At 49.8% G+C, this 13,095-nt stretch carries 10 protein-coding genes and 6 tRNA genes; 15 read left to right on the top strand and 1 reads right to left on the bottom strand.

Annotation, left to right across the window (positions count from 1 at the left end):
• The first annotated feature begins 73 nt into the window (after positions 1–73).
• The 8 genes from M977_RS16780 (at position 74) to M977_RS16745 (ending at position 3,587) form a co-directional block, all read left to right on the top strand.
• The gene (locus M977_RS16780) at positions 74–826 is read left to right on the top strand and encodes an HAD-IIA family hydrolase (RefSeq protein WP_034456689.1); all 753 of its coding nucleotides are present in this window, start codon (positions 74–76) and stop codon (positions 824–826) included.
• Positions 827–1,103: 277 nt separating this feature from the next.
• On the top strand, positions 1,104–2,768 hold the full coding sequence (gene asnB / locus M977_RS16775) for an asparagine synthase B (protein WP_064517065.1): 1,665 nt from the start codon (positions 1,104–1,106) through the stop codon (positions 2,766–2,768).
• A gap of 250 nt (positions 2,769–3,018) precedes the next feature.
• Positions 3,019–3,095: transfer RNA gene (locus M977_RS16770), tRNA-Met, on the top strand.
• A 16-nt stretch (positions 3,096–3,111) separates the two neighbouring features.
• A tRNA-Leu gene (locus M977_RS16765) sits at positions 3,112–3,196 on the top strand.
• 19 nt (positions 3,197–3,215) lie between these two features.
• Positions 3,216–3,290, top strand: a tRNA-Gln gene (locus M977_RS16760).
• Positions 3,291–3,329: 39 nt separating this feature from the next.
• Positions 3,330–3,404 (top strand) — tRNA-Gln (locus M977_RS16755).
• A 25-nt stretch (positions 3,405–3,429) separates the two neighbouring features.
• Positions 3,430–3,506, top strand: a tRNA-Met gene (locus M977_RS16750).
• 6 nt (positions 3,507–3,512) lie between these two features.
• Positions 3,513–3,587, top strand: a tRNA-Gln gene (locus M977_RS16745).
• 112 nt (positions 3,588–3,699) lie between these two features.
• Here the strand turns inward: M977_RS16745 and ubiF are convergent.
• A complete protein-coding gene (gene ubiF, locus M977_RS16740; protein ID WP_064517063.1) occupies positions 3,700–4,875 on the bottom strand; it encodes a 3-demethoxyubiquinol 3-hydroxylase in 1,176 nt (391 codons plus the stop codon).
• A gap of 135 nt (positions 4,876–5,010) precedes the next feature.
• On the opposite strand from ubiF, the gene miaB reads away from it, so the two are divergent.
• The 7 genes from miaB (at position 5,011) to M977_RS16705 (ending at position 13,095) form a co-directional block, all read left to right on the top strand.
• Positions 5,011–6,438, top strand: coding sequence for a tRNA (N6-isopentenyl adenosine(37)-C2)-methylthiotransferase MiaB (miaB, locus tag M977_RS16735; protein ID WP_064517061.1), 1,428 nt, complete (start codon positions 5,011–5,013; stop codon positions 6,436–6,438).
• Positions 6,439–6,715: 277 nt separating this feature from the next.
• Positions 6,716–7,777 (top strand): PhoH family protein, encoded by a 1,062-nt coding sequence (locus M977_RS16730; RefSeq protein ID WP_064517059.1) that lies wholly within the window; start codon positions 6,716–6,718, stop codon positions 7,775–7,777.
• Positions 7,774–8,241: an rRNA maturation RNase YbeY gene (gene ybeY / locus M977_RS16725; protein ID WP_034456694.1), complete on the top strand. Its 468-nt coding sequence runs from the start codon at positions 7,774–7,776 to the stop codon at positions 8,239–8,241. The genes M977_RS16730 and ybeY overlap by 4 nt, the downstream gene beginning before the upstream one ends.
• A 100-nt stretch (positions 8,242–8,341) precedes the next feature.
• Positions 8,342–9,220, top strand: a complete 879-nt coding sequence (corC, locus tag M977_RS16720; protein WP_034494022.1) for a CNNM family magnesium/cobalt transport protein CorC — start codon at positions 8,342–8,344, stop codon at positions 9,218–9,220.
• Between the two features lie 7 nt (positions 9,221–9,227).
• Positions 9,228–10,769 carry an apolipoprotein N-acyltransferase gene (gene lnt, locus M977_RS16715; RefSeq protein WP_064517057.1) on the top strand — a complete coding sequence of 514 codons (1,542 nt, stop codon included), beginning with the start codon at positions 9,228–9,230 and terminating at the stop codon, positions 10,767–10,769.
• 413 nt (positions 10,770–11,182) lie between these two features.
• Positions 11,183–12,094, top strand: coding sequence for an amino acid ABC transporter substrate-binding protein (locus M977_RS16710; RefSeq protein ID WP_064517055.1), 912 nt, complete (start codon positions 11,183–11,185; stop codon positions 12,092–12,094).
• Between the two features lie 260 nt (positions 12,095–12,354).
• A complete protein-coding gene (locus M977_RS16705) occupies positions 12,355–13,095 on the top strand; it encodes an amino acid ABC transporter permease (protein WP_064517053.1) in 741 nt (246 codons plus the stop codon).

Here is a 13,095-nt window from a genome sequence, read left to right as displayed (position 1 = left end):
TCCAGTCACACGCTTTTTTACGCTATAGTTACGCCTTCTTTACGCCCTCCAGAAATGTGAGCATGAGCTGTTAATGACCATTCAGAATGTAATTTGTGATATTGACGGCGTGCTGATGCACGATAACGTCGCCGTACCGGGTGCTAATGAATTCTTAGCCCGCATCATGGAAAAGGGTATGCCGCTGGTTCTGCTGACTAACTACCCGTCGCAGACAGGTCAGGATCTCGCGAACCGTTTTGCATCCGCGGGTATTGATGTGCCGGACAGCGTCTTTTATACCTCCGCAATGGCAACCGCGGATTTCCTGCGCCGTCAGGAAGGAAAAAAAGCGTACGTTGTTGGTGAAGGCGCATTGATTCATGAGCTTTATAAAGCAGGCTTTACTATCACCGATATCAACCCTGACTTTGTAATTGTCGGTGAAACCCGTTCTTATAACTGGGAAATGATGCATAAGGCCGCCTACTTCGTAGCAAACGGTGCGCGCTTTATTGCGACTAACCCAGATACACATGGCCGTGGTTACTATCCAGCCTGTGGTGCGCTTTGCGCGGGTATCGAGAAAATTTCTGGCCGCAAACCATTCTGTGTTGGAAAACCAAGCCCGTGGATTATCCGCGCAGCACTTAACAAGATGCAGGCGCATTCAGAGCATACCGTTATTGTTGGCGATAACTTGCGTACTGATATCCTCGCAGGCTTCCAGGCTGGTTTAGAAACCATTCTGGTACTGTCGGGTGTTTCGACGCTAAACGACATTGATGCTATGCCGTTCCGCCCTTCCTGGATTTACCCGTCAGTCGCTGAAGTCGATATTATCTAATTCTTGATTCGCCCGGTTTTTGCCGGGCGTTTTATCGATTCAACAATCATTTTATCTTTCACTGAATGCCAGCCTGGCGATTTCACCAATAATTGCTGATCCGCTAATTATTCCGCTCATTTTCTCATCATTTTTCAGTAATCAATAATCACCATTGAACTATTTATCCCTCCAGGGCTAAAGGACTTGCTTTCACATCAATGATTGCGCATTTTCATAGTCATGCGATGCAGCATAACTATTTAATGGCTCAAAGAAGCATTACGGAGAGAGTTCTATGTGTTCAATTTTTGGTGTTCTGGATATCAAGACCGATGCGGTCGAATTGCGTAAGAAAGCACTCGAGTTATCTCGCCTGATGCGCCATCGCGGCCCAGACTGGTCTGGTGTTTACGCTAACGATAAAGCCATTCTTTCCCATGAACGTCTCTCCATTGTTGACGTTAACGCTGGCGCCCAGCCGTTATACAACAAAGAAAAAACTCACGCTCTGGCTGTGAACGGCGAAATCTACAACCATCAGGCTCTGCGTGCAGAATATGGCGACCGTTACGAATTCCAGACAGGCTCTGACTGTGAAGTTATCCTCGCGCTTTACCAGGAAAAAGGCCCTGAATTCCTTGACGATCTGCAAGGTATGTTTGCCTTCATTCTGTATGACGAAAAACAAGACGCCTACCTGATTGGCCGTGACCATATCGGTATCATCCCTTTGTATATGGGTTATGACGAACACGGCAACATGTACGTTGCTTCCGAAATGAAAGCGCTGGTTCCTGTTTGCCGCACTATTAAAGAGTTCCCGGCAGGCAGTTATCTGTGGAGTAAAGACGGTGAAATCCGCAGTTACTACCAGCGTGACTGGTTCGAATATGATGCAGTAAAAGATAACGTGACTGACAAAGACGAATTGCGTCAGGCGCTGGAAGATTCCGTAAAAAGCCACCTGATGTCTGACGTACCATACGGCGTGTTGCTGTCCGGTGGTCTGGATTCATCTGTTATTTCAGCAATTACTAAGAAATTTGCTGCACGACGCGTAGAAGATGAAGAGCGTTCAGAAGCCTGGTGGCCACAACTGCACTCCTTTGCGGTTGGCCTGGTCGGTTCTCCTGACCTGATAGCAGCGCAAGAAGTGGCAAACCACTTAGGTACTGTGCACCACGAAATTCATTTCACCGTGCAAGAAGGCCTGGATGCGATTCGCGATGTTATCTATCACATTGAAACTTACGATGTGACAACCATTCGTGCCTCTACCCCAATGTATTTGATGTCACGCAAAATCAAAGCAATGGGCATCAAGATGGTCCTGTCTGGTGAAGGTTCTGATGAAGTGTTTGGCGGCTACCTGTACTTCCATAAAGCGCCAAACGATAAAGAGCTGCATGAAGAGACCGTTCGCAAGCTGCAAGCTCTGCATATGTTTGACTGTGCCCGCGCTAACAAAGCGATGTCAGCCTGGGGCGTTGAAGCTCGCGTACCGTTCCTGGACAAGAAATTCCTTGATGTAGCGATGCGCATCAACCCGAAAGACAAAATGTGCGGCAACGGCAAGATGGAAAAACATATCCTGCGTGAATGTTTTGAATCTTACCTGCCAGCAAGCGTTGCATGGCGTCAGAAAGAGCAATTCTCTGATGGGGTAGGTTACAGCTGGATAGACACGCTGAAAGAAGTTGCGGCGGGCCAGGTCACCGACCAACAGTTGGAAACCGCAAGCTATCGCTTCCCGTACAATACACCAGGCTCTAAAGAAGCTTATTTGTATCGTGAAATCTTTGAAGAGTTATTCCCACTGCCAAGCGCTGCGCAGTGCGTTCCAGGCGGCCCGTCTGTTGCCTGTTCTTCAGCTAAGGCCATCGAATGGGATGAAGCATTCAAAACAATGAATGATCCATCAGGCCGTGCAGTAGGCGTTCACCAGTCCGCTTACAAATAATTGAGCAAAATGAAACACACGGGCCTACGGGCCCGTTTTTGTTTCTGCAATATACCTCACCTCTTATCTGGGCTTTTCCCTCACATAAAACCACGAAATAACCGATTTTTGACGAATATTGCATCAAGCTGTTCGTAAGCTAATCAAACAGACAATTTACGCCAATTTTCGGGAAAAAATTGTTGACGCTAGAAGGCCAACTACGCATAATGCGCCCCGCAACGCCGATAAGGTTACGCAGAAAAAAGAAGGCTACTTAGCTCAGCTGGTTAGAGCACATCACTCATAATGATGGGGTCACAGGTTCGATTCCCGTAGTAGCCACCATTATTCTTTTTTTAGCGCGGGAGTGGCGAAATTGGTAGACGCACCAGATTTAGGTTCTGGCGCCGCAAGGTGTGCGAGTTCAAGTCTCGCCTCCCGCACCATTTTAAAGCGTTGCATAGTTGGGGTATCGCCAAGCGGTAAGGCACCGGTTTTTGATACCGGCATTCCCTGGTTCGAATCCAGGTACCCCAGCCAATTTTTTGACATAGCACATTAGTTTTGTGCGCCCATAGTTGGGGTATCGCCAAGCGGTAAGGCACCGGTTTTTGATACCGGCATTCCCTGGTTCGAATCCAGGTACCCCAGCCAGTCAAAGAATAAAGTTTTAAAATTAGGCTACTTAGCTCAGCTGGTTAGAGCACATCACTCATAATGATGGGGTCACAGGTTCGATTCCCGTAGTAGCCACCATATTTTTGGGGTATCGCCAAGCGGTAAGGCTCTGGTTTCTGATACCAGCATTCCGAGGTTCGAATCCTCGTACCCCAGCCAAAAATGAAAAGCTCGCTTCGGCGAGCTTTTTGCTTTTCTGCATTTGGATAATCTCGTCAGAATATAAGTCGGATGTCGCTAACGCTAATCCGACCCACAAAAGACTATCGACTTATAACCCTAACGCATACTTCAGCGCCTGCCGTTTTAGCACGCCGCCGCGTTCTGCCGCCATCAGCCCTAAGTTTCGGATCACGCGTAACGGCCCTAAAGTATTGCTAAAACCTGCGTAGAACAGATCCATACCGCTTTGCATCAGGAAATTATCCGCCTGCCTGCGTGTCTGGTAGCGCTTCAAAATACGTGCATCTGCCCAGTTTTCACCGTAGCTACGTGCTTTAAGCATGACATCCAGCAACGCATCCACATCACGATAGCCAAGATTCACGCCCTGCCCGGCTAACGGGTGGATGGTATGTGCCGCATCGCCGATCAGTGCCAGCCCTTGTTGGGTGTATTGCAACGCATGGCGGCGAGTCAGTGGGAATGCACCGCTGGCGACAGGTGTTACCTGACCTAATCGTTCCGGGAAATTCGCTTCAATCGCCTTTTGCAGCTGCGGCATGGTCATATTCTGCAACTGGCGAATACGGGCCGGAGAGTCGTACCACACCAGCGAAGCCCAGTTATCAAAGAGGGGTAAAAACGCGTGCGGCCCTGCCGGGGTGAAATGCTGCCAGGTGCTGTCGCCCGGCGTTTGTTCGCACTTAACCGTAATTAGCATGCACGATTGACGATACTGCCAGGCATGAATACCAATTCCTGCCCAACGTCGTACCTGCGAATTTGCTCCATCCGCACCAATCACCATCGGCACCGTTAAGGTCTGCTCATCGGCAAAATGGAGCGTCCAACGCCCTGCCTGCTGGTGCATGCTGTCAATGCGCGCGGGACACAGCAATCTGACATTTGGATGGGCTTCTAACGCCTGCCATAGCGCGAGTTGTAAAACCTGGTTTTCCACCATATAACCGAGTTCTGGTAGCCCAAGCTCCTGCGCATTAAAGCTAACGTGCGCACTTTCCCACTCCCAGGTTTCGAGCTGGCGATACGCATGGCTACGCATTGCCCGAATGGTACCCCACACACCAAGGGATTTCAGCAACGCAACTGAGGCGCTGCTGATGGCCGAGATGCGTACATCAGGTGGGCTTGCGGCATCAAAAGCTGCCGGAGCCTGATGCTCAATCACCGCGACCTGAAAACCATTTTGCGCGAGGCCAAGGGCTGCAGCCGCACCGACCATCCCCCCGCCCACTACCGCAACATCAATTGACTCATTCAACATGATGATTTTGTCCTTAAATTGTCTATGTTGATTCTACCGGATTTTTACGCCAGTTTCGTAGGCTGGTCACATCAAGGCCAAAGCATTACAATACGCCGCCTGAATTCCTGGCTTTAACTGAGCAATGGCAAGTCGATGACAAAAAAACTCCATATCAAAACCTGGGGCTGTCAGATGAACGAATACGATTCATCGAAGATGGCCGATCTGCTGAATAGCACACATGGCTATACGCTTACGGACAACCCAAAAGAAGCGGACGTATTGCTACTCAATACCTGCTCGATCCGTGAAAAAGCCCAGGAAAAAGTGTTCCATCTGCTTGGCCGCTGGAAACTCTTAAAGCGTAAAAATCCCAATATCATTATTGGCGTTGGCGGCTGCGTTGCTTCACAGGAAGGTAAGCTGATTCGTAGCCGTGCACACTATGTTGATATTGTTTTCGGGCCGCAAACGCTGCATCGCCTGCCTGAAATGATCAACAAAGTGAGTGGCAACCGTAGCCCAATCGTTGACGTCAGCTTCCCGGAAATCGAAAAGTTTGACCGTCTGCCAGAGCCAAAAGCCGATGGCCCGACAGCTTTCGTTTCTATTATGGAAGGCTGTAACAAGTATTGTACTTACTGCGTGGTGCCTTATACCCGCGGTGAGGAAGTGAACCGCCCGTGTGATGATGTGCTGTTTGAAATCGCACAGCTCGCAGCGCAAGGCGTGCGTGAAGTGAATCTGCTCGGCCAGAACGTGAATGCTTACCGCGGGCCGACTTTCGATGGCGGTATCTGTTCATTCGCTGAACTGCTGCGCCTGGTGGCTGCAATTGACGGTATTGACCGTATTCGTTTCACCACCAGCCACCCGATTGAATTCACCGACGATATCATCGAGGTTTATCGCGACACACCTGAGCTGGTGAGTTTCCTGCACCTGCCGATTCAATGTGGCTCAGACCGTGTGCTCAACCTGATGGGCCGTACCCATACCGCGCTGGAATACAAATCCATTATTCGCAAACTGCGCGCCGTACGTCCTGACATTCAAATTAGTTCTGATTTCATTGTTGGCTTCCCTGGTGAAACCCAGCAGGACTTCGAGCAAACCATGAAGGTCATTGGCGATGTGAATTTTGACGTGAGCTACAGCTTCGTCTTCTCTTCCCGCCCGGGCACACCCGCCGCCGATATGGTGGATGACGTGCCAGAAAAAGAGAAATTGCAGCGCCTCTATATTTTGCAAGAGCGTATCAACCAGCAGGCCATGGAATTTAGCCGTAAGATGGTTGGCACCACGCAGCGTGTCCTTGTCGAAGGCACCTCACGCAGAAACATTATGGAGCTGACCGGACGTTCCGAACACAATCGTGGCGTCAACTTTGCGGGCACCCCGGACATGGTCGGTAAATTTGTCGATGTCGAAATTACTGAAGTGGCCACTAACAACTCACTGCGCGGTAAAGTCGTTCGTACCGAAGATGAGATGGGGCTGCGTATTGCCGAGTCTCCGGAGTCAGTAATTGCTCGCACACGTAAAGAGAATGAGATAGGCGTAGGGTTCTATCAGCCTTAGCCCCCCCTAAATGCCCGAGCTACTTCAATATGCAGGTAGGCGGCAATCGAATGAATCCCAATGAGCTTACTCAAGTAAGTGATTCGGGTGAATGAGAGCAGCCAACAACCCTGCATTATGAAGGGCGATGGGCATTTTCATTTGTTGCACTTGCATTCGGAAGCATCCACCCAAATATCAAAAAGCAGGCTTGCGCCATCCGCCCACGCCGTAAATAATCATTTTTATGGCCTGCATTAATGCAGCAATACATTCTACTGGCCCTGCGAGGATAAGTTTGAATATCGAAACACGTGAAATTACGCTAGAACCCGCAGACAATGCGCGTCTGCTAAGCCTGTGTGGCCCATTTGATGACAACATCAAGCAGCTTGAACGTCGGCTGGGGATCGAAATCAATCGTCGTGACTATCACTTCAAGCTCACGGGCCGCCCGATTCTGGTCAATGCTGCCGCAGATATTCTGCGTAACCTGTATGTCGATACTGCGCCGATGCGTGGTGAAATTCAGGATATAACACCGGAACAAATCCACCTCGCCATTAAAGAAATTCGCGTGCTGGAACAGTCTGCCGAAAGCGTTCCAGAGTACGGCAAAGCGGTCAACATCAAGACCAAACGTGGCGTCATCAAACCACGTACACCAAACCAGGCGCAGTACATCGCCAATATTCTCGACCACGACATCACCTTTGGTGTCGGCCCAGCAGGGACCGGTAAAACTTATCTTGCGGTTGCAGCAGCAGTCGATGCACTGGAACGCCAGGATATCCGCCGCATTCTGCTGACCCGTCCGGCCGTCGAAGCGGGTGAAAAGCTCGGCTTCTTGCCAGGCGATTTAAGCCAGAAAGTGGACCCTTACCTGCGCCCGTTGTACGACGCGCTGTTTGAAATGCTCGGCTTTGAGCGTGTTGAGAAGCTGATAGAGCGCAACGTTATTGAAGTCGCGCCACTCGCCTATATGCGTGGCCGCACGTTAAACGATGCATTCATCATTCTGGATGAAAGCCAGAACACCACCATCGAACAGATGAAAATGTTCCTGACGCGCATAGGCTTTAACTCAAAAGCCGTGATTACCGGCGATGTCACGCAAATTGACCTGCCAAAAAATCTGAAATCGGGCTTACGTCATGCAATCGACGTACTGGCCGAAGTCGATGAAATCAGCTTTAACTTCCTTAATAGTGAAGACGTTGTCCGCCACCCGGTTGTGGCACGTATTGTGAATGCCTATGAAGCGTGGGAAAACGCGGAACAGGTTCGTAAAGATGAACTCGCAGCAGAGCGCAAGCGAGAAGCGATGGCTATTAATGCCGCCGCTCAGGAGAGTAAATGAGTCAGGTTATACTGGATTTACAGGTCGCGTGTGAAGATGCAAACGGCCTGCCGACGGAAGAACAATTTCAGGCATGGCTTGATGCGGTCATCCCACAATTTCAGGAAGAGTCAGAAGTCACGATTCGCCTGGTGGATGATGCAGAAAGTCACGATTTGAACCTCACTTACCGTGGGAAAGATAAATCCACAAATGTGCTTTCGTTCCCGTTTGAAGCCCCTCCAGGTATTGAACTGCCACTATTGGGCGACCTGATTATTTGCCGTCAGGTTGTGGAACAAGAAGCAAAAGAGCAGCAAAAACCACTGGATGCGCACTGGGCACATATGGTCATCCACGGCAGTTTGCATCTGCTTGGTTATGATCATATTGAAGATGAAGAAGCCGAAGAGATGGAATCCCTGGAAACAGAGATAATGCTTGCTCTTGGGTATGCTGATCCGTACATTGCCGAGAAAGAATAGTCGCTACGGTAAATGATTACCGTAACGCATCAGGTGCAGGCAGCGAGCCATTAACTGCCTGCTATCTATTAATTAACCGAGGGGCCACAAACCTAACGCCATGAGCGACGACAATTCCCAAAACAGTGACACACCTGCCAGTAAGAAGGGATTCTTTTCCCTGATTCTCAACCAGCTATTCCACGGTGAGCCTAAAAACCGTGACGATCTGCTGACACTCATCCGTGATTCTGAGCAAAATGATCTGATCGATCAAGATACCCGCGACATGCTTGAAGGCGTGATGGATATCGCCGACCAACGCGTCCGCGACATCATGATCCCTCGCTCTCAAATGGTAACGCTCAAACACAACCAGACGCTGGACGAATGCCTCGATGTGATCATCGAATCGGCACACTCCCGCTTCCCGGTGATCAGTGAAGACAAAGATCATATCGAAGGGATTCTGATGGCTAAAGATCTGCTGCCGTTTATGCGCAGCGATACTGAGCCATTTAGCATGGAAAAAGTGTTACGTCAGGCAGTTGTTGTGCCGGAAAGTAAGCGTGTTGACCGAATGCTCAAAGAGTTTCGTCAGCAGCGCTACCACATGGCGATAGTGATTGATGAGTTTGGCGGTGTATCCGGACTTGTCACCATCGAAGATATTCTCGAACTGATTGTTGGGGAAATTGAAGATGAGTATGACGATGAAGAAGATGGTGATTTCCGCCAGTTAAGCCGTCACACCTGGACGGTTCGCGCTCTGGCCTCAATCGAAGATTTTAACGACACCTTTGCCACCCATTTCAACGATGACGAAGTGGATACCATTGGTGGATTGGTAATGCAGGCCTTTGGCCACTTGCCTGCCCGTGGCGAAACCATCGAAATTGATGGTTATCAGTTCAAAGTCGCGATGGCAGATAGCCGCCGTGTTATTCAGGTTCATGTCAGAATTCCGGACGACTCGCCACAACCGAAACTGGAAGATTAATTCAAAGATGTCTATAGCCCTACTCCTTCAACGCCAGCGTGTGCGTCTGCTGCTGGCGCTGCTTTTTGGTGCCTGCGGAACGCTGGCTTTCTCCCCTTACGATTTTTGGCCTGCCGCGATTGTTTCTCTGGCAGGGCTTCAAGGGCTGACACTAAATCGACGCGCTATTCAAAGTGCGTGGATTGGTTTCTTCTGGGGACTGGGGCTATTTGGCTCGGGCATTAACTGGGTTTATGTCAGCATCGCGCAGTTTGGCGGAATGCCTGGCCCGGTTAATATCTTCCTGGTGGTGCTGCTTGCGGCTTACTTGTCGCTGTACACCGGTTTGTTTGGCGGTTTCCTCAGCAAGCTTTGCCCCAAAACCACCTGGTGGCGCGTGGCTATCGCAGCACCCATGCTGTGGCAACTCACCGAATTCCTGCGTGGCTGGGTATTAACTGGCTTCCCGTGGCTGCAATTTGGTTATAGCCAGATTGATGGCCCGCTAAAAGGCATCGCCCCGATTCTCGGTGTTGAAAGCGTGACCTTCCTGCTGATGATTATCAGCGGCCTGCTGGTGTTTGCACTGCACGAACGTAACTGGCGTCCTGTGGTCATTGCTGCAGCCCTGCTGCTCCTGCCGTGGCCATTGCGTTCTATTCAGTGGTATCAGCCACAAACTGCACGCACGATTGATGTCGCGATGGTTCAGGGTGATATCCCGCAATCCCTGAAATGGGATGAAAACCAGCTGCTTAATACTCTGAAGATCTATCTCGATAAAACGCAGCCACAGATGGGGAAATCCCAACTGATTATCTGGCCTGAATCGGCAATCCCGGATCTTGAGATTAACCAGCAGCAATTCCTGACGATGATGGACGACCTGCTGCGCTCGAAGCACAGCTCGCTCATTACCGGTATTGTTGATGCGCGTTTGAATAAGCAGAACCGCTACGACACATACAACACCATCATCACATTGGGTGAAGGCAACCAGTACAGCTATAACAGCGCCGATCGTTACAACAAAAACCATCTGGTGCCGTTTGGCGAGTTTGTGCCGCTGGAATCGATTCTGCGCCCACTGGCCCCGTTCTTTGATTTGCCAATGTCATCATTCAGTCGCGGCCCATATTTACAGCCGCAGTTGGAGTCCAATGGTATTAAGCTGACACCTGCGATTTGCTACGAAATTATCCTGGGAGAGCAGGTGCGCGATAACTTCCGCCCTGATACTGACTTCCTGCTGACTATTTCGAATGATGCATGGTTCGGCAAATCGATTGGCCCATGGCAGCATTTCCAGATGGCACGTATGCGTTCACTGGAGCTGGGTCGTCCGCTTCTGCGCAGCACGAACAACGGTATTACCGCCGTGATTAATGCTAACGGTGATATCGACGCAATGATCCCGCAGTTTACTCGCGAAGTTCTGGAAGCGAAGGTCACGCCAACGCGCGGTATTACGCCATATGCACGCTTTGGCAACTGGCCACTGTGGGGCGCAACACTCATCTTTGGCTTTGCCTCTGTTCTGTTGGCACTGCGCACACGCCGCAAATCCTGATTCTGCATTACCTAAAAATGGCCAGCTCATGCTGGTCATTTTCATTTCTGGCACAACCTTTGCAAAATATTACTCACTAGAAAGATACAAAATGCTGAATCACTACCCTGTGAGCAGCATGAAGCATTGAGATGCACCAAACGATGACAAAGCCAGCACCAAAGTAGTGCAACGGAAGATTTTTGCCTCTAAACGGTGCGGCACGCTTCGCAAAAATAAACATCTGGATAGCAAAATCTTTACATTAAGCTAGGTTAAGTGTTAACAAAAAGACAAAGAATTAAGCTTATTCAATAACACACAACAACAAAAATATACTTGGCAGCATTCAGCCACTGCGGCTCGAGGGATGACAGGTAAAACACTCACAACGGGTATCAATGCCTCATGGCATTAAGATAAAGGAGTTGGTAATGCAATTACGTAAACTAGCCTCAGCTTTGCTGGTTATGGGTTTAGGCGCTGGAATCGCACACGCCGAAGATGCTAAACCTGCAGCTCAACAAAGTACTCTTGATAAGATTGCCGCAAACGGCGTCATTGTGGTCGGTCACCGTGAGTCTTCTGTTCCTTTTTCTTACTACGATAACCAACAAAAAGTCGTCGGCTATTCACAGGATTACTCCAACGCTATCGTTGAAGCCGTGAAGAAAAAGCTCAACAAGCCTGACCTGCAGGTTAAGTTGATCCCGATTACTTCACAAAACCGTATTCCATTGCTGCAAAACGGCACCTTCGATTTTGAGTGTGGCTCTACCACCAACAACCTGGAACGCCAGAAACAAGCATCGTTCTCTGACACGATCTTCGTCGTCGGTACCCGTCTGCTGGTTAAGAAAGGCGGCCCGATTAAGGACTTCGCTGACCTGAAAGGCAAAGCAGTTGTTGTGACTTCTGGTACCACTTCTGAAGTTCTGCTGAACAAGCTGAATGAAGAGAAGAAAATGGATATGCGTATCATCAGTGCCAAAGACCACGGTGACTCTTTCCGTACCCTGGAAAGCGGTCGTGCCGTTGCCTTTATGATGGATGATGCCCTGTTGGCTGGCGAACGTGCTAAAGCGAAGAAACAAGATAACTGGGAAATCCTCGGCACTCCGCAATCCCGCGAAGCTTACGGCTGTATGCTGCGTAAAGACGATCCAGAGTTTAAGAAGCTGATGGATGACACCATCGCTCAGGCACAGACATCTGGTGAAGCGGCGAAATGGTTTGATAAGTGGTTCATGAATCCAATTCCACCGAAAAACATCAACATGAACTTCGCTCTGTCTGACGACATGAAAGCCCTGTTCAAAGAACCAAACGATAAAGCACTGAACTAAACATACCCATTAGCATTCGAGTTGCAGCCAGGCTGCAGCTTGAAGGATGGCGGGTATAGAACAAGGGGCCGGGATGACCCAGCCCTCTCGATTGACGAACATGAAGCTCGGACAGACTATGCGTCGGATGGCCGTTCCCCATCCGGCGTGAAAGCACCCCAATAAATCTCAGGCATAGATCTGAAATCAGGGTGCAAGCTTCTCATCAATCTTCGAGGGTAGCGTAACTCGCTACCCTCAATTTTTTCTCGGAGTATGTTATGTCTATAGACTGGAACTGGGGAATATTTCTACAGCCCGCCCCGTTCGGCAACACCACCTATTTGGGCTGGATTTGGAATGGCTTCCAGGTCACCGTCGCCCTGTCCATCTGTGCATGGATAATCGCTTTCCTCGTCGGCTCTCTGTTCGGCATTTTACGTACCGTTCCCAATAAATGGCTGTCGAGCCTTGGCACGCTGTATGTCGAGCTGTTCCGTAACGTGCCGCTTATCGTGCAGTTCTTTACCTGGTACTTAGTGGTGCCGGAATTACTGCCTGAAAATCTCGGCATGTGGTTTAAATCTGAGCTTGACCCGAATGTTCAATTCTTCGTGTCATCAATGATTTGCCTTGGCCTGTTTACCGCCGCTCGCGTATGCGAACAGGTTCGTGCAGCCATTCAGTCTTTGCCACGCGGCCAGAAAAATGCCGCACTGGCGATGGGGCTGACACTCCCACAAGCATACCGCTACGTACTGTTACCAAACGCTTATCGCGTTATCGTGCCGCCAATGACATCTGAAATGATGAACCTGGTGAAGAACTCAGCCATTGCGTCAACTATCGGTCTGGTCGATATGGCCGCTCAGGCGGGTAAATTGCTGGATTACTCCGCGCACGCCTATGAATCCTTTACGGCCATCACGCTGGCGTATGTGCTGATTAACGCCGTGATTATGTTGGTGATGTATGTGGTGGAACGCAAAGTTCGCCTGCCTGGCAATATGGGAGGCAAATAA

The organism is Buttiauxella gaviniae ATCC 51604, assembly GCF_001654835.1.
Classification (GTDB): domain Bacteria; phylum Pseudomonadota; class Gammaproteobacteria; order Enterobacterales; family Enterobacteriaceae; genus Buttiauxella; species Buttiauxella gaviniae.
Note: the sequence above shows the minus strand (reverse complement) of the source record. Positions and strands in the feature narration are given on the sequence as shown.

What these genes read in the sequence shown, in the direction of transcription:
- M977_RS16780 (WP_034456689.1), top strand. Translation starts at nt 74, where the DNA reads ATGACCATTCAGAATGTAATTTGTGATATTGACGGCGTGCTGATGCAC.
- asnB (WP_064517065.1), top strand. Translation starts at nt 1,104, where the DNA reads ATGTGTTCAATTTTTGGTGTTCTGGATATCAAGACCGATGCGGTCGAA.
- ubiF (WP_064517063.1), bottom strand. Translation starts at nt 4,875, where the DNA reads ATGTTGAATGAGTCAATTGATGTTGCGGTAGTGGGCGGGGGGATGGTC.
- miaB (WP_064517061.1), top strand. Translation starts at nt 5,011, where the DNA reads ATGACAAAAAAACTCCATATCAAAACCTGGGGCTGTCAGATGAACGAA.
- ybeY (WP_034456694.1), top strand. Translation starts at nt 7,774, where the DNA reads ATGAGTCAGGTTATACTGGATTTACAGGTCGCGTGTGAAGATGCAAAC.
- corC (WP_034494022.1), top strand. Translation starts at nt 8,342, where the DNA reads ATGAGCGACGACAATTCCCAAAACAGTGACACACCTGCCAGTAAGAAG.
- lnt (WP_064517057.1), top strand. Translation starts at nt 9,228, where the DNA reads ATGTCTATAGCCCTACTCCTTCAACGCCAGCGTGTGCGTCTGCTGCTG.
- M977_RS16710 (WP_064517055.1), top strand. Translation starts at nt 11,183, where the DNA reads ATGCAATTACGTAAACTAGCCTCAGCTTTGCTGGTTATGGGTTTAGGC.
- M977_RS16705 (WP_064517053.1), top strand. Translation starts at nt 12,355, where the DNA reads ATGTCTATAGACTGGAACTGGGGAATATTTCTACAGCCCGCCCCGTTC.